Below are 15,000 nucleotides of genomic sequence, written 5' to 3' on the forward strand. Positions count from 1 at the left end.
TTAAATCTGTGTTACATCATCAACTACCTGGTCCTGAAGGACCAGGTTTGCGGCTCACTTCTCCAACTGGGTGCTAGAGCGGTGGCTGCTCGAGGCTCGGTTGATTGGGCGGCCCAATAGTCCTTGTGTCCGAGGAGAGCGATGTTGCGGGCGGCATTGTGGTCTGCGTGCGCGGCCCACCCGCATCCTCGGCACCGGAACACCGATTGCGTACGACGGTTCGCCGCGTCACAGTGCCCGCACTGCGAGCAGGTGCGCGAGGTGTTGCGCGGGTCGACAACCTGCACGGGCACCCCCGCCATCTCCGCCTTGTACTCGATGTGCGTGCGTAGCTGGGCGTATGCCCACGAATGCACCTGTGCTCGTTGTTTCTTGGCCAGCCGTACCCGTTCGCGGATACCCGACAGATCCTCTATCGCGATACCACGCCCGGTGCGTTGTGCCTGAGCGACAATCTGTTTCGACAATTGATGGTTGATGTCGGTGGCGAACCGGCGCTCCTTTCGACGCCGGGTCTTCAGTTTCCGCTTCGCGGACTTCGTTCCCACCTTCTGCAAGGCGGTCCGTACAGCGCGGTATCTCTTTCGTCGCCGCGTCACGGCACCACCCGACCACCGGTCGTCGAGGCTGTCAGGGTCGTCATCGGTGGTCACTGCCAGGTTCACCACTCCGAGGTCGACGCCCAGCCATCCTGCGGCCGGATCCTCGGCTGGAACGACCGGTTCCGCAGACGGCTGGTCGATCGTGGCGTACAGGTAGAACTCGCCGTCGCGGAACACCAGATCGGACTCGCCCTTGCGGTCCGCCAACAACGTCCGCTGCCACGGCGCGCACACGAACCGCACACCTTTCAACCGTCCCGCGATCGTCCAGATGGACACCATCGACGAGTCGACCTGCCAGGACAGGCACCGGTCGTCGAACGGTTGCGCCGCCAACACCCGGAAACGGATCGGGGACTCCGTCACTGCCACGTACCGCTTCGACCCGACCCGGCCATAGTTCCCGGCCTTCAGATTCGATGCCCGCGCAGCATACGCGTCCGCAACCTTCTTGATCACACGGATCGCGGGCTGCGCTGACAGCCCAGCGTCCTTTAACTGCGCGTACACCGACTTCTGCAGCGCGAACGCACGACGATCAGACGACGTTTGCGCGACGTCGGATACACGGTCAGCGGCCTCGTTGCACGCCACCAACGTCGCCTTCAGCGCTGCGGCCTGCTCGCCCGTGGGAACGAGCTTGACCACAACGATCCGCTTCATCCCCACCGCCTTCCGATTCGTGCCCCGGGTCGGCGTGGTCCCTCACCGGACCCGCGAGCAGATCATGGCAGAGGCCTACGACAAGTTCGGAGCTACGCTCGCCGAGTTCAACGACGAAATCGACCACGGCAACCACCCACGGGGTAGCCGCCGGTCTTCTAAACAAACCGGATCAGCCTCCGCCTGGCCCTGAAGGACCAGACTTCCGCTGACCAGTCAGTCGAAGCTGATCAGGTGAAACCAGTCTCGTCCGCCCCAGCTCAACAGGTGAGGTCCGGATCCGGCGCGGTCAGATCCACGAAGTAGGCGGTCACGGGGTCGTCCACGCACGCGTCGCCGTCGAACGCCGCGGTGTGCTGAGCACCCCGGTACGTGATGAGCGAAGCGTCGAGCTGCTTGGCCAGGTCGACGCCCGCCTGGTACGGGGTGGCCGGGTCCTCGGTCGTCGACACCACCACCAGCTTCGGGAGCCCCTGCACGTCGACGCTGTGCGGTGCGCCGGTGTTCGGCACCGGCCAGAACGCGCACATGTCGAGCGGGGCGTTGCCGGTGCCGTGCCCGTCGTCGAGGAACGGCGCCGCCTGCCGGTACCGCGTGTCCGCCTCCCCCGCGACCGCACGATCGGTCAACGGCGGGTCGTCGACACACCGGATCGCGTTGAACGCGTCGTTGATGTTCGCGTAGCTGCCGTCGTCCAGGCGGCCCTCGTACATGTCCGACAGCAGCAGCAGCGTGTCACCGCGGCCCTGGGTCAGCTGCACCAGCCCGCCGCGCAGCGAACTCCACAGGCTCGGCGAGTACAGCGCCTGCTGCACACCGGTGATCGCGTCGTCGTAGCTCAGCCCGCGCGGGTCCGTCGTCGCCGCGGGACGGGCCACGAGCGGGTCGACGAGCGCGCGGAACCGGGCGTTCGCCGCGGCCGGATCGGTGCCGAGCGGGCAGTCCGCGGACGTCGCGCACTGGGCGGCGAAGGCGTCGAAGGCCTGCTGGAATCCGGCCCCCTGCAGCACCACCTCCTCGACCGGGTCCTGCTCGGGATCGAGCGCGCCGTCGAGGACCATCGCGCGCACGTTCGCCGGGAAGGTCTCGGCGTACGCGGTGCCGATCCGGGTCCCGTACGAGAAACCGAGGTAGTTGAGCTTCGCGTCGCCGAGCACCGAGCGGATGACGTCCATGTCGCGCACCACCTCGCGCGTGCCGACGTGCGCCAGCAGGGGCAGCCCGGACCGTTCGGCGCAGCGCTGCGCGTAGGTGCGGTTCTCCTGTTCGGACTCGGCGATCCCCTGCGGGCTCATGTCGATGTCGGGATCGCGGCGCTCGGCGTCGGCCTCCTGCGGCGTCTGGCAACGCACCTGCGGCGTCGACGCACCCACCCCGCGCGGATCGAAGCCGATGACGTCGAACCGTTCGGCCACCTCGGTGCCGTCGGTCACCGAGGCGCTGCTCAGCCCGGACGCCCCGGGGCCGCCGGGGTTGACCAGCAGCGAGCCGAGACGCGCGCCCGTCGCCCGCGAGCGGGAGATCGCGATCTGCGCGGTGTCCCCGCCCGGGTCGGCGTAGTCCAGCGGGACGGTGACCGTCGCGCACTCGAGCGACGGGCTCAGCGTCTCCCCGCCGGTCGCGTAGCTGTCGCACGACCCCCACTCGAGGCTCTGGGTGTAGAAGGATTCGAGACCGGGCGGAACGACGCCGGCCCCGGGCCCTGCGTCCGCGGCGACCGGCGTTCCCACGACGCTCTCGCCGCTTCCGGACACGTCGGAACTGCAGCCGACCGCGAGCACGGCGACCGTCCCGATCGCGGCGGCCAGGAGCATTCGGGGTCTGGACTGCATGCCTTCGATCGTGCCACGCCGCCCCGAAACGCCAGCTCCCGCGCGATTTGCGCACTTGCCGCGACCGGACCCGGCTCCCCGGCGCGGCAAGTGCGCGAAACGCGGGGCGCAGGTGTGACGAACGGCACCGAAACAGCACTTCGTGGCCCCGCGCCACGGTGGCAGACTTGAGCCGTCATCACCCAACCCGGGGACCCGCACACGCGGGCCTCGAGGCCAGAAAGGGACAACGATGTCCGAGACCGCTCCGTACGGTTCGACCAGTTCCACACCCTCCGACACGCCCCGGCGCAAGACCCGGATCCATCACCTCCAGGCGATGAAGGCCGAGGGCACCCGCTGGGCGGAACTGACCGCGTACGACTACTCCAGTGCCCGCCTCTTCGAAGAGGCCGGCATCCCCGTTCTGCTCGTCGGCGACTCGGCAGCCAACGTGGTGTACGGCTACGACACCACCGTGCCGGTCACGATCGACGAGATGCTGCCCCTCGTGCGCGGTGTCGTCCGCGGCGCACCGCACGCCCTCGTGATCGCCGACCTGCCGTTCGGCACCTACGAGGCGTCGCCGCAGCAGGCGCTCGAGACCGCCTTCCGCTTCATGAAGGAGGGGCAGGCGCACGCCGTCAAGCTCGAGGGCGGCGAGCGGGTGGCCCCGCAGATCGCGGCGCTGACCGCGGCCGGCATTCCCGTGCAGGCCCACATCGGCTTCACCCCGCAGTCGGTCAACAGCCTCGGCGGCTTCCGCGTCCAGGGTCGCGGCGACGGGGCCGAGCAGCTCATCGCCGACGCCATCGCGGTACAGGAGGCCGGCGCCTTCTCCGTCGTGATGGAGATGGTTCCCGCCGAACTCGCCGGCCAGGTGACCCGCAAGCTCACCATCCCGACCGTCGGGATCGGCGCCGGCCACGAGTGCGACGCCCAGGTGCTGGTGTGGCAGGACATGGCCGGTTTCACCAGCGGCAGGACGGCCAAGTTCGTCAAGCGCTTCGGCGACGTCGGGGGCGCCCTGCGGGACGCCGCCGCCGCGTACGCCACCGAGGTCGCCGCCGGTACCTTCCCGGGCCCCGAGCACAGCTTCTGACGCCCCGACCGTCCGAGTCCGGGATCGGGGGCGTCGGCCGAGGCATCGGCCGACGCCCCCGAATCTTTGGCACACTCGATATCCCCGACCGCCGCAGCCGGTCCCCGAGAGAAAACCGAGGTGCATCATGACCGAACGCCGAGGACGCCTCGCGGCGACCGTCGCCGTGACCGCGGCACTGGCCGCGCTCGCCGCCGGATGCAGCAGCACCGGCGAGTCCCCGACGCCCGGCAACACCGCGAACTCCGCCGACGCGACGTCGTCGGCGTCCGCGCCCTCGCCCGGCTCGACCGGCGCCCAGGTCGCGGGTGTCACCGACGCGCAGGCCGCGCAACTCTGCTCGGATATCGAGGCGCAGCTGCAGAACTGGCGGACCTACACGCCCACGCTCGGCAAGGGCGGCCTGAACACGGTCGTCATCTCGTGGGCGACCGCGAACGGCATGGACCTACTGAAGCTCGCCGGCGACCGCGGACAGATCGACGCCATCACCGTCGCGCAGTGCCCGCAGGTGCGCGACGGCGCGCTCTACGCGCTCGAGATCCCGAACCTGGCGTCCGGGCTCGTCGGGTTCTGACCCGTGCGGACGCTGTATCCCCCGATCGCGCCGCACCAGACGGGGTTCCTCGCCGTCGGTGACGGCCAGCGCGTGTACTGGGAAGTGAGCGGCAATCCCGCCGGCAAGCCGGTGGTGTTCCTGCACGGCGGCCCCGGGGGCGGGACCGATCCGGCGCACCGGCAGTTCTTCGACCCCGCCGCCTACCGGATCGTGCTGTTCGACCAGCGCGGGTGCGGACGCTCCACGCCGCACGTCGCGGACGGCGCCGACCTGTCGGTGAACACCACCGATCACCTCGTCGCCGACATCGAAACGCTGCGTGAGCATCTCGGCATCGACCGCTGGCAGGTGTTCGGCGGCTCGTGGGGGTCGACGCTGGCGCTGACGTACGCGCAGCGGTTCCCGCAGCGGGTCACGGAACTGGTGCTGCGCGGCATCTTCCTGCTGCGCCGCAGCGAGATCGACTGGTACTACAACGGCGGCGCCGGGCACCTGTTCCCCGAACGCTGGGAGCGGTTCCTCGCTCCCGTTCCGCCCGAGGAACGTTCCGGAGACCTGGTCGAGGCGTACCACCGGCTGTTGCACGCCGACGACCCCGACGTCGCGCTGGACGCGGCGATCGCATGGTCCAGCTGGGAGGGCGCCACGAGCGCGCTGCTGCCCAAACCGGGGCGGGTCGAGGAGACGTCCGAGCCGCGTTTCGCGTTGGCGTTCGCGCGCATCGAGAACCACTACTTCCGCAACGCAGGTTTCATCGACGAGGGACAGCTGCTGCGCGACGCGGCGACCCTGGCGTCGATCCCCGGCGTCATCGTGCAGGGCCGCTACGACGTGGTGTGCCCGGCGACGAGCTCGTGGGAGCTGCACCGCACGTGGCCCGCCTCGGAGCTCCACATCGTCGACGACGCGGGGCACGCGGCGGCCGAACCGGGCATCACACACCACCTGGTGGCGGCCACGGACCGCTTCCGCGCGTGACGGTTTCGGTCGACGGGCACGGTCCGCACTGGTAGACCTGAACCGTGGCAGCACGAAAGCACGGCACCGCTGTCGCCGACGTGATCGTCCCGGCGGCGCGGCAGCACTACGAGCGACTGTCGTCGCTCGCCGCCGACGTGCGCGCCGACGTCCCGGACTCGGTGCACCAGATGCGGGTGTCCGCGCGGCGCCTCCGCAGCCTGCTGGGCTCGTTCCGGCACGCGTTCCCGCCTGCGGCCACCGACACGGCCCGGGACGAACTGCGCTGGCTCGGATCGGTTCTCGGCAGGGCCCGCGACGCCGAGGTCCTCGCGGCCCGGTTCTCGGACCTGATCGACGACCAACCCGCCGATCTCGTGGTCGGGTCGGTGCACCAGCGCCTGGTCGGGACGCAGGAGGACCTGTACCGGGCGGCGCAGGCCCACGCGGTCGAGGTGCTCGCGGAAGCGCGGTACGCGGCGTTGTGCGCCCTGCTCGACGAGGTCACCTCGGGCGACCACGCCGTCCCCGCGGAGATGACGCTGCGCGGCGGGCTGGACAAGGCGTATCGACAGCTGCGCAAGGCCGCGAAGAAGGCCCGCGCGCTCGACCGGGACGACGGGGCGGCCGTCGGGCCCGCCCTGCACCGGGTGCGCAAGCGCGCCAAGAAGCTCCGGTACGCCGCCGAGGCCGTCGCGGAGGTCGAGCCGTCCGCCGCCGACATCGGGGCCGCCGCGAAGGCCCTGCAGACGATGCTCGGCGACCATCAGGACGGCGTCCTCGCCCGCGACTGGATCATCGACACCGTCGCGCAGGCACGCGACGACGACGAGGACACGTTCACGTACGGGCTGCTGTACGCCACCGAGGAGCAGCGCGGCGCCCGGGCGATCGCCGACCTGCCGCGGCACGTCAAGGCGATCCGACGGGCCCACCGGGAGCTCGACTTCACCACCTGACGCCGGAACGGCCTACGCCGGGAACGCGAACTGCACCGAGCGGCCGACGACGTCGGCGGCGACGAGCCGGACCTTCACCTCGTCGCCCTCCGCCGGATCCCCGGCGCACTTGGCGATCACCGAGATCGTCGGCACGAAGACCTCGGCGCCGCGCTTGTCGCCCGCCGCCCGCAGGACCGTCGCGTCGAACACCTCCCCGACGCGTCCGGCGAGCAGGGTGGCCTCGGTGAGGTCGACGCACGCGCGGTCCACCTTGTTCGCGCGCGCATCCGACGCCCGCATCACCGCGGGCAGGCTCGGCAACGCCGCACGCACCCACTCCGGGATCGCGACACCCGCGGACACCGCGAGGCACACCTCGGTCGTGAACCGGTCGGACAACCGCCGCAGCGGCGCCGTGACGTGTGCGTAGGAGTCGCCGATCCCCGAATGCCCCGGCACCGCGGGCAACTCGCCGTCGAAGGCGACGTAGTCGGCGCCGCGCAGCAGCGTCGTCGCCTCCGTCATCATCACGAGCGACGCCGCGGTGTTCGGATCGAGCCCGGCGAGCATCTCGCCGACCCCGCGACCGTCGGTCCAGGGCACGCCGAGGGCGCCGGCGGTGCGGCGCAGCGACTCCACCGCGCCGCCCGGCGGTGGCGGCATGGTCCGCAGCAGGCCGACGCCCGCCTCGAGCATCAACCGGGCCGCGCACATGCCCGTCAGCAGGGACACCTCGGCGTTCCAGTCGTCGGCCTCGGTCCGCGGCTGGATCTCGACCTTCCACCCGTCGCCGTGCCACACGACCCGCTGTTCGGGCAGGCGCAGTTCGATCGCGCCCCGCTCGATCGCCGCCACCGCGCGGAGCCTGCCGAACTCGGGCAGCGACCGAATCGACGGGTGCAGCGTCCCCGTCTCCGAATGCGCCTGGACCGTCTCGTAATCGAAGCGGGCGACGGAACGGACGAGGGCCCGCGTGACGGCCACCGACGTCGGCCGGGCGCGCCCGTCGAGTTCGATCCGCCACAGCGCCGCCGGACGCACCACGTCGGGCAGCAGGCTGGCCGCATCCTCCGACAGGGCCCGCGGGTGCAGCGGCACCGAACCGTCCGGCAGGTAGAAGGTCTGCCCCCGGTCCCGCGTCGCGCTGTCGAGTGCGCCGCCCGGACGCACGACGGCGGCCACGTCGGCGATGGCGTAGTGCAGCACGAACCCGGACGCGGTGCGCTCGAGGTGCAGCGCCTGGTCGAGGTCCATCGAACCCGGCGGGTCGATCGTCACCAGCGCGAGGTCGGTCCGGTCCTCGCGCTCGCCGACCCACGTGTCCGCGGCGCCGGCCACCTCGGCGAGCACCTCGGGCGAGAATTCGTCGCGGAGGGCGAATTCGGCTCGCACCGCGTCGAAGTCGACGCCGTGCGCGGTGACCCGGGCCATTCCGACGGCCCGCGGTCTGCCGTTCAGTCGTTCCACTCGGCGTCCGCGGCGTCCGCGGCCTTGTTGCGTTCCGCCGCCGTCTGCAGCGCTCGCTCGGCGCTCTCCCGGTCGGGATACGGGCCCATGCGGTCGAAGACGTTGGGCGACTTGCCCTGGCTCACGGAGCCGTCCGAGAGGCTGAAATACCACTGCTTGTCGTCGTCGCTCATGCTCTCAGTGTGCCCCGCGACCGGTGCGGTCACCATCGCATCCGCCGACGCGATGTGATCGTTGTGTGAAGTCGTCGAGAAGTTGTCGACGTAGACCTGTGACAAAACCGCTCGGCCTGCTAATCTCTGCGCGTACGGCGCACTCGCGTCGACGCCTCCGCGTCACCGAACCGCCGGTTCACCCCACCTACCTTTGTACCGACGCGATGCGTCAGAGATCGGAGTTCTGCATGTCCTACATCATCTTCGACACCCTGCTCCCCTACCTCGGCCAGGCCGGCGCCGAGTACTGGGCCAAGATGCTCATCGTGAATCCGATCGGCGGCTTCTTCCAGTAGAGCCTGTACGACGAAGGCCCCCGGATGATTCCGGGGGCCTTCGTCGTATGAGGACTGGGCGGACGAGTCGGCGTGTAAGCCGGATCCTGTCCCCGACGCTCACGCGTCGGGTGGCGACCATCCATCTGGGCACACCGTCGCCGGGTACCTCGAGCGGTTCACCCGCAGGCTCGGGCGAGCAGCCCTCGAACACCTGCGCAGCCGCACACCGCGTCCCGGAGGACACCGGTGCGGCCTTCAACCTTGCTCCGGGCGGGGTTTACCTAGCCACCCCAGTCACCTGGGGTGCTGGTGCGCTCTTACCGCACCGTTTCACCCTCACCGACGCTCACGCGCCGGCGGTCTGTTTTCTGTGGCACTGTCCCGCGAGTCACCTCGGGTTGCCGTTAGCAACCGCCCTGCTCTGTGGAGTCCGGACTTTCCTCGGCACCGGGCCTGACATCTCGTGGATGCCGGTTCCCGTCGCCGCGGCCGCCCGGCCAACTCGTCCGCACGACAAGACTACTGGGTGCGGTCGCCGTGTCCGAACCCGCGGTGTCGGTGCCCCGCACTATCGTCGCGCCATGACGCGTTACGTGGCACTTCTCCGAGGAATCAACGTCGGCGGCATCAACATCAAGATGGCCGATCTGCGCCAGGTCTTCGTCGACCTCGAATTCGACGACGTGAAGACGGTCCTCGCGTCGGGCAACGTGCTGTTCTCCTCGGACTCGGCGGACGTTGCGGGTCTGAAAGCAAGCATCGAGGCCGCGCTGCGGAAGGTCTTCGGCTACGAGGCGTGGGTGTTCGTCCTCGACACCGCGACCCTGTCCGGGATCGTCGAGGCGTATCCGTTCGATCCCGAACGCGACGGCTGGCACCCCTACGTGATGTTCACCGCAGAACCGACCGTCCTCGAGGGGCTGCTCACGGTGCAGGGCGACCTCGATCCCGCGATCGAGCGGATCCAGGGCGGAGACGGCGTCCTGTACTGGGAGGTCGAGCGCGGGATGACACTGACCAGCAGTTTCGGCAAGAACACCGGCAAGGCGAAACTCAAGGCGGTCACCACCACCCGGAACCTGCGCACCCTGGTCAAGCTCCTGAAGTGAGCGTGCTCGCGATCGCCGCAGCGCTGCTCGTGGCCGCGGTGCTGGTCTTCGCGATCGTCCGCCCTCGGGGTCTCCCCGAGATCGTGGTGGCGGGACCGGCGGCGGTGCTCGCGGTCGCGATCGACGTCGTGACTCCGGCGCAGGCGTGGTCGGAGATCACCACGCTGGCCCCGACGGTCGGGTTCCTTGCGGCGATCCTCGTCCTCGCGCACCTGGCGGACGCGGCGGGCGTCTTCGCCTGGGTGGCCGGGATCCTCACGCGCGACGGCACGCGCGGTCCCGTGCACCTGCTCGCGGCGGTGTTCGCTGTCGCGTCGGTCACGACGGCCGTCCTCAGCCTCGATGCTACGGTGGTGTTGCTGACGCCCGTCGTGATCCGGGCCGCCCGCACACTCGGCCTGCCGGTCCGGCCGCACGCGTACGCCACCGCGCACCTGTCGAATTCGGCGTCGACGTTGCTGCCGGTGTCGAACCTGACGAACCTCATCGCGTTCGCCGCGACCGGTCTGACGTTCGTTCACTTCACGGCGGTGATGGCGCTGCCGTGGGCGGTGACGATCGCCCTCGAATGGGCGGTGTTCCGGGTCTTCTTCCGCCGCGACCTGACCGCGCCCGACCCCGTGGACGCCCCGGCTCCCCCGTCCGAGTCGCGCCCGGCGCCGGTCGCGGCGCTGGCAGTGCTGGCCGCGACACTGGTCGGGTTCACAATCGGCGGTCTCGTCGGGATCGCTCCCGGCTGGGTGGCCGCGGCGGGCGCGCTGGTCCTCGCCGTGCCCGCACTGCGGGACGGCCGCACGACGCCGCGGCGGATGCTGTTCGCGGCGGACCTGTGGTTCTGCGCGTTCGTGCTCGCGCTCGGCGTCGTGGTCGCCGGGGTCGCGGCCGGCCCGATCGGGGACTGGCTCGGCGGGCTGCTGCCCGACGACGCGGACCTCGCGGGCATGCTCACGGTGGCCGTCGTCGCGGCAGTCGAGGCGAATCTGCTCAACAACCTGCCGGCGACGCTGCTGCTGCTCCCCGTCCTCGGGCCGTCGGCACCGACCGGGCTGGTGCTGGCGCTGCTGATCGGCGTGAACCTCGGCCCCAACCTCACCTATGTCGGTTCGCTCGCGACCATGCTGTGGCGACGCGTCACGGCGGACGGCGGGTGCCGGCCCGAGCTCGGCACGTTCACCAAGCTCGGGCTGGCGACCACGCCCCTCACCGTCGTCGCGGCGACGACGACGGTGTGGCTGGTCCTGTGACCGGGATCAGCGGGTCGGTTCGAGCGATTCGTCCGCGAACGGATCGCCCTGACGCGGCGCGTTGTACAGCTCCTCGTCGAGAATGCCCTCCCGCTTGGCGACGATCGTCGGGACCAGCGCCTGGCCCGTGACGTTGAGCGCGGTGCGGCCCATGTCGACGATCGGCTCGACGGCGAGCAGCAGACCGACACCGGCCAGCGGCAGGCCCAGCGTCGACAGGGTCAGCGTCAGCATCACGGTGGCACCGGTGGTGCCGGCGGTGGCGGCGGAACCGATCACCGAGACCACGACGATGAGCAGGTAGTCGGTGAGGCTCAGATCCACGCCGTAGAACTGCGCGACGAAGATCGCGGCGATCGCCGGGTACACGGCCGCGCAGCCGTCCATCTTGGTGGTGGCGCCGAGCGGCACCGCGAACGACGCGTACTCGCGCGGCACGCCGAGGTTGCGTTCGGTGACCCGCTCGGTGAGCGGCAGCGTGCCGATCGAGGACCTGGAGACGAAGCCCAGCTGCGTGGCCGGCCACACGCCGGAGTAGAAGTTCTTCACCGACAGCCCGTGCACGCGGATGATGAGCGGGTACACGACGAAGAACACGATCGCCAGACCGACGTACACCGCGATCGTGAACACGCCGAGCTGACCGATCGCGTCCCAGCCGTAGGTGGCGACGGCCTTGGCGATCAACGCGGCGGTGCCGATCGGGGCGAGGCGGATGATCCACCACAGGACCTTCTGCACGATCGCGAGCAGCGCGGCGTTGAAGTTCAGGAACGGTTCGGCCTTCTCGCCGACCTTGAGGGCGGCGATGCCGATCGCGATCGCGACGACCAGCAGCTGCAGGACGTTGAAGCTCAGCGACGTCGTCGCCGAGAACCCGGACGCGGCGTCGCCCGTGACGGTGGTCTTGGCGCCGAGGCCGAGGAAGTTCTGCGGCACCAGGCCGGTGAGGAAGGCCCACCACGAGCCCGACGACTTCGGCGCGGACGCGGTCTCGGCGTCGACCGTGGTGTTCGACCCGGGCTGCGTGATCAGGCCGACCGCGATGCCGATCAGCACCGCGATGAACGCGGTGATCGCGAACCACAGCAGCGTCTGCACCGCGAGGCGGGCGGCGTTCGCGACGTTGCGCAGGTTCGCGATGGAACTGACGATCGCGGTGAAGATCAGCGGGATGACCGCCACGGTGAGCAGCGCCACGTAGCTCGAACCGATCGTCTTGACCGTGCCGACGAGCCAGTTCTCGTTGCCGTCGGCGGCATCGGGCATCGTGCGGGCGATCAGACCCAGCACGACGCCGAGGATCAGGCCCGCGACGATCTGCGGGCCGAAGGAGGTTGCCCACTTGGGCAGGGCGCGCCGGGGCGCGTCGAGGGTGGGGGCCGACATGAGGGCCTTTCGGGTGGAGATGTGGAGACGGCGGCGCACGACGACAGCGTGCGCGACCGAAGAGGGACGCACGGCGGGCTCGGAAGAACGAGCCGATCCGGGACTCGAGTGGTCGACCGGATGTCAGCAGTGACAGACCGCGCTCGCCTGCAGACAGTTGTCGACGTAGCGGCGACAGGTCAGCAGGGCGTTCACAGCGCATGAGGCTACGCCCCGCGCTCGTGTGGAATCCAATCGGGCACCCACGTGGTGGGAGGTGGCGGACAATGAGCGGTGAACGTGAGGTCTGAAACACGTACCAGCCGCCGTGCGAGGAGCGATTGCGATGGACGAGGGCCTGGCCCGCACCACCACCCAGCTCGCCACCATTGCCGTCTCGGTGACCATCCTGGTGATCGGAGTCCTCGGATTCGTCCCGGGGGTCACCTTCGGCTTGGGCGACATCACCTGGGCCGGTCCCGGCTCCGACGCCCAACTGCTCGGGTGGACGGACGTGTCCGTGCTCCACAACGCCGCGCACATCACGACGGGAATCCTCGGCCTCGTGCTGTCCCGGACGCTGGCCTCCGCCGAGATGTTCCTCATCGGCACGGGCCTGGTGGCGATCCTGCTGGGCGTGTACGGGCTGGTCATCGACGCCGATACGGCGTCGAACTTCATGCCGATCGACCGCACCGCCAGCTGGCTCCACCTCGTCACCGGGGTGACGCTCGTCTTCCTCGGTGTCGCGCTACCCCGACACGACGACGGCCCTACAGATGCGACGTATCGTTGACCAGCCGCACCGACGAGCCGCCGTCCGGGTAGAACTCGGCGATGCTGAGCGACGCGAGATCCAGGTGTAGGCGGTACAGCAGCGACGGGCCCACGCCGAGCGCGATCTGCAGCAGCGTCTTGATCGGCGTCACGTGGGTGACCACGAGGATGTTCGCCCCGGCGTAGGCGGCGGTCAGGTCGTCACGGACGGCCTCGATCCGCGCCCGCACCTCGTCGAAACTCTCGCCCTCGGGTGGACGCACCGCCGTGTCCGACAGCCAGCGGCTGTGCAGGTCCGGGTCGCGCTGCTGGGCCTCGGCGAACGTCAGGCCCTCCCACTTGCCGAAGTCCGTCTCGGTGAGCCCCTCGTGGACCGTGACCGGCATCCCGAGCGCGCCGGCCGCCGCCTCTGCGGTCTCCCGGGCGCGGCCGAGCGGCGACGACACCACTGCCGCGATCGCACCCTTGGACGCGATCCGCTCGGCCGCCGCGCGCGCCTGGGCGCGGCCGTACTCGGTCAGCGGCGGGTTCCCGCGACCGGAATACCGCCGTTCGATCGACAGCTCCGTCTGCCCGTGCCGCAACAACAGCATCCGGGTCGGGGCGCCGACGGCACCCGTCCAGCCCGGCGCCGCGGCGGCGGCCGGCGCCGCCGATGCGGCCGGTGCGGCTTCTGTGGTCCCCTCGTCGGCGGCGACGCCCTCCGTGATCGCGTCCTCGCCGTCCATCGCCTCGTTCGCGAGGCGGTCGGCGTGCGAGTTCTCGCTGCGCGGAATCCACGTGTAGGTCACCCGCGCGAACGATCCGGCCAGCTCCCGCGCCCGCTGCGCCAGCGGAATCATGTCGGGATGCTTGATCTTCCACCGGCCCGACATCTGCTCCACGACGAGCTTGGAGTCCATCCGCACGTCCACCTCGTGCGCGCCGAGGTCGCGGGCCGCGGTCAGGCCCGCGATCAGACCGCGGTACTCGGCGACGTTGTTGGTGGCGATGCCGACGGACTCACGGCGCTCGGCGAGGACACGACCGCGGTCCGCATCGAACACCACCGCGCCGTAGCCGGCCGGGCCCGGGTTGCCCCGGGATCCACCGTCGGCCTCGACGACGACCCGGCTCTGGGTCACAGACCGGATTCCTTGGTGCGCACCATGATTGCGCTGCACTCGGGGCACCGCACGACGACGTCGGCGGGCGTGGCCGCGATGCGGGCGATCTCGCCACGGTCGATCTCGATGCGGCACGCGCCGCAGCGGCGGGCCTGCAGCAACGCCGCCCCGACGCCCCGCTGCTCGCGCTGCTTCTCGTAGATGGCCAGCAGCTCGTCCGGGAACAGCCCGACCAGGGCCGCGCGGTCGGTGTCGCACCGCTCCTGCGTCTTCTCCAGGTCGGCGACCGCGTCGTCGCGGCGACGCTCGGCGTCGATCAGCTCGTCCTCGGCCTGGGTCAGTCGTGCACCGGCGTGGTCGTGGTCGGCCTGCGAGGCCTCCCGACGCTCCATCACCTCGAGCAGCTCGTCCTCGAGGACGCTCTGCCGGCGCTCCAGGCTGCCGAGCTCGTGCTGGAGTTCCGACAGCTGCTTCGGGGCCAGGGTTCCGCCCTCGAGCAGCTTCTTGTCGCGCGCCTCGCGCTGGCGGACGGCGTCCACCTCGCCCTCGAGCTTCTTGATGTCGCGGTCCAGGTCGTCGAGCACGATCTCCACGGCCACCGACGCGTCCTTACGGGAGACCCGCTCGGCTTCGAGGCGCTCCACCTCCTGCTGCTCGGGCAGCGTCGAGCGACGGTGCGCGAGCCGTGCCAGCTCGGTGTCCACACCGGCGAGCTGGAGAAGCTTGGACTGCACTGAGGGATCGACGTTCACGCGTGGAAGCTCCTGCTGTGTTCTTGTTCTTCAGGGGTGCTCGGACGGC

Annotated in this window: 14 protein-coding genes and 1 other RNA gene; 7 read left to right on the top strand and 8 right to left on the bottom strand. The window is 70.3% G+C overall.

What is annotated here, in order from left to right; translation table 11 throughout:
* Nucleotides 1–23 precede the first annotated feature (23 nt).
* Together EGT67_RS00200 and EGT67_RS00205 are read right to left on the bottom strand one after the other, a co-directional pair.
* A complete protein-coding gene (locus EGT67_RS00200; RefSeq protein WP_127914047.1) occupies nucleotides 24–1,265 on the bottom strand; it encodes an RNA-guided endonuclease InsQ/TnpB family protein in 1,242 nt (413 codons plus the stop codon).
* Nucleotides 1,266–1,525: 260 nt separating this feature from the next.
* Entirely contained in the window at nucleotides 1,526–3,097 is a 1,572-nt protein-coding gene (locus tag EGT67_RS00205) for an alpha/beta hydrolase (protein ID WP_127914048.1), read from the bottom strand.
* Between the two features lie 232 nt (nucleotides 3,098–3,329).
* On the opposite strand from EGT67_RS00205, the gene panB reads away from it, so the two are divergent.
* From panB to EGT67_RS00225, 4 genes are all read left to right on the top strand, one after another.
* Nucleotides 3,330–4,178 carry a 3-methyl-2-oxobutanoate hydroxymethyltransferase gene (gene panB, locus EGT67_RS00210; RefSeq protein ID WP_127914049.1) on the top strand — a complete coding sequence of 283 codons (849 nt, stop codon included), beginning with the start codon at nucleotides 3,330–3,332 and terminating at the stop codon, nucleotides 4,176–4,178.
* 127 nt (nucleotides 4,179–4,305) lie between these two features.
* A complete protein-coding gene (locus EGT67_RS00215; RefSeq protein WP_127914050.1) occupies nucleotides 4,306–4,755 on the top strand; it encodes a hypothetical protein in 450 nt (149 codons plus the stop codon).
* Between the two features lie 3 nt (nucleotides 4,756–4,758).
* Nucleotides 4,759–5,715 carry a prolyl aminopeptidase gene (gene pip, locus EGT67_RS00220; RefSeq protein WP_127914051.1) on the top strand — a complete coding sequence of 319 codons (957 nt, stop codon included), beginning with the start codon at nucleotides 4,759–4,761 and terminating at the stop codon, nucleotides 5,713–5,715.
* Between the two features lie 44 nt (nucleotides 5,716–5,759).
* The gene (locus tag EGT67_RS00225; protein ID WP_127914052.1) at nucleotides 5,760–6,653 is read left to right on the top strand and encodes a CHAD domain-containing protein; all 894 of its coding nucleotides are present in this window, start codon (nucleotides 5,760–5,762) and stop codon (nucleotides 6,651–6,653) included.
* A 12-nt stretch (nucleotides 6,654–6,665) separates the two neighbouring features.
* Here EGT67_RS00225 and EGT67_RS00230 read toward each other — a convergent pair whose 3' ends face one another.
* The 3 genes from EGT67_RS00230 to rnpB form a co-directional block, all read right to left on the bottom strand.
* Nucleotides 6,666–8,066: an RNB domain-containing ribonuclease gene (locus EGT67_RS00230; protein WP_127914699.1), complete on the bottom strand. Its 1,401-nt coding sequence runs from the start codon at nucleotides 8,064–8,066 to the stop codon at nucleotides 6,666–6,668.
* Between the two features lie 23 nt (nucleotides 8,067–8,089).
* Entirely contained in the window at nucleotides 8,090–8,275 is a 186-nt protein-coding gene (locus tag EGT67_RS00235) for a hypothetical protein (RefSeq protein WP_127914053.1), read from the bottom strand.
* Between the two features lie 397 nt (nucleotides 8,276–8,672).
* An RNA gene (gene rnpB / locus EGT67_RS00240) (RNase P RNA component class A) lies at nucleotides 8,673–9,100 on the bottom strand.
* Nucleotides 9,101–9,176: 76 nt separating this feature from the next.
* On the opposite strand from rnpB, the gene EGT67_RS00245 reads away from it, so the two are divergent.
* Both EGT67_RS00245 and EGT67_RS00250 read left to right on the top strand, forming a co-directional pair.
* The gene (locus EGT67_RS00245) at nucleotides 9,177–9,704 is read left to right on the top strand and encodes a DUF1697 domain-containing protein (RefSeq protein ID WP_127914054.1); all 528 of its coding nucleotides are present in this window, start codon (nucleotides 9,177–9,179) and stop codon (nucleotides 9,702–9,704) included.
* Nucleotides 9,701–10,948 (top strand): SLC13 family permease, encoded by a 1,248-nt coding sequence (locus tag EGT67_RS00250; RefSeq protein ID WP_127914055.1) that lies wholly within the window; start codon nucleotides 9,701–9,703, stop codon nucleotides 10,946–10,948. Before EGT67_RS00245 ends, EGT67_RS00250 begins: the two co-directional genes overlap by 4 nt.
* A 6-nt stretch (nucleotides 10,949–10,954) precedes the next feature.
* Here EGT67_RS00250 and EGT67_RS00255 read toward each other — a convergent pair whose 3' ends face one another.
* Nucleotides 10,955–12,337, bottom strand: a complete 1,383-nt coding sequence (locus EGT67_RS00255; protein WP_127914700.1) for a dicarboxylate/amino acid:cation symporter — start codon at nucleotides 12,335–12,337, stop codon at nucleotides 10,955–10,957.
* Between the two features lie 325 nt (nucleotides 12,338–12,662).
* On the opposite strand from EGT67_RS00255, the gene EGT67_RS00260 reads away from it, so the two are divergent.
* Nucleotides 12,663–13,112 carry a DUF4383 domain-containing protein gene (locus EGT67_RS00260; RefSeq protein WP_127914056.1) on the top strand — a complete coding sequence of 150 codons (450 nt, stop codon included), beginning with the start codon at nucleotides 12,663–12,665 and terminating at the stop codon, nucleotides 13,110–13,112.
* Here EGT67_RS00260 and EGT67_RS00265 read toward each other — a convergent pair.
* Both EGT67_RS00265 and EGT67_RS00270 read right to left on the bottom strand, forming a co-directional pair.
* Entirely contained in the window at nucleotides 13,090–14,217 is a 1,128-nt protein-coding gene (locus EGT67_RS00265) for a bifunctional RNase H/acid phosphatase (RefSeq protein ID WP_127914057.1), read from the bottom strand. The genes EGT67_RS00260 and EGT67_RS00265 overlap by 23 nt on opposite strands.
* Entirely contained in the window at nucleotides 14,214–14,951 is a 738-nt protein-coding gene (locus EGT67_RS00270; RefSeq protein ID WP_127914058.1) for a zinc ribbon domain-containing protein, read from the bottom strand. The genes EGT67_RS00265 and EGT67_RS00270 overlap by 4 nt, the downstream gene beginning before the upstream one ends.
* Nucleotides 14,952–15,000: the final 49 nt, after the last annotated feature.

It is taken from the genome of Prescottella agglutinans, from assembly GCF_004011865.1.
GTDB classification, from domain to species: Bacteria; Actinomycetota; Actinomycetes; order Mycobacteriales; family Mycobacteriaceae; genus Prescottella; species Prescottella agglutinans.

Bases quoted from the DNA above. Each gene is read 5' to 3' on its own strand.
- EGT67_RS00205 (WP_127914048.1), bottom strand. From the start codon at position 3,097: ATGCAGTCCAGACCCCGAATGCTCCTGGCCGCCGCGATCGGGACGGTC.
- EGT67_RS00200 (WP_127914047.1), bottom strand. From the start codon at position 1,265: ATGAAGCGGATCGTTGTGGTCAAGCTCGTTCCCACGGGCGAGCAGGCC.
- EGT67_RS00230 (WP_127914699.1), bottom strand. From the start codon at position 8,066: ATGGCCCGGGTCACCGCGCACGGCGTCGACTTCGACGCGGTGCGAGCC.
- panB (WP_127914049.1), top strand. From the start codon at position 3,330: ATGTCCGAGACCGCTCCGTACGGTTCGACCAGTTCCACACCCTCCGAC.
- EGT67_RS00260 (WP_127914056.1), top strand. From the start codon at position 12,663: ATGGACGAGGGCCTGGCCCGCACCACCACCCAGCTCGCCACCATTGCC.
- EGT67_RS00215 (WP_127914050.1), top strand. From the start codon at position 4,306: ATGACCGAACGCCGAGGACGCCTCGCGGCGACCGTCGCCGTGACCGCG.
- EGT67_RS00255 (WP_127914700.1), bottom strand. From the start codon at position 12,337: ATGTCGGCCCCCACCCTCGACGCGCCCCGGCGCGCCCTGCCCAAGTGG.
- EGT67_RS00245 (WP_127914054.1), top strand. From the start codon at position 9,177: ATGACGCGTTACGTGGCACTTCTCCGAGGAATCAACGTCGGCGGCATC.
- EGT67_RS00235 (WP_127914053.1), bottom strand. From the start codon at position 8,275: ATGAGCGACGACGACAAGCAGTGGTATTTCAGCCTCTCGGACGGCTCC.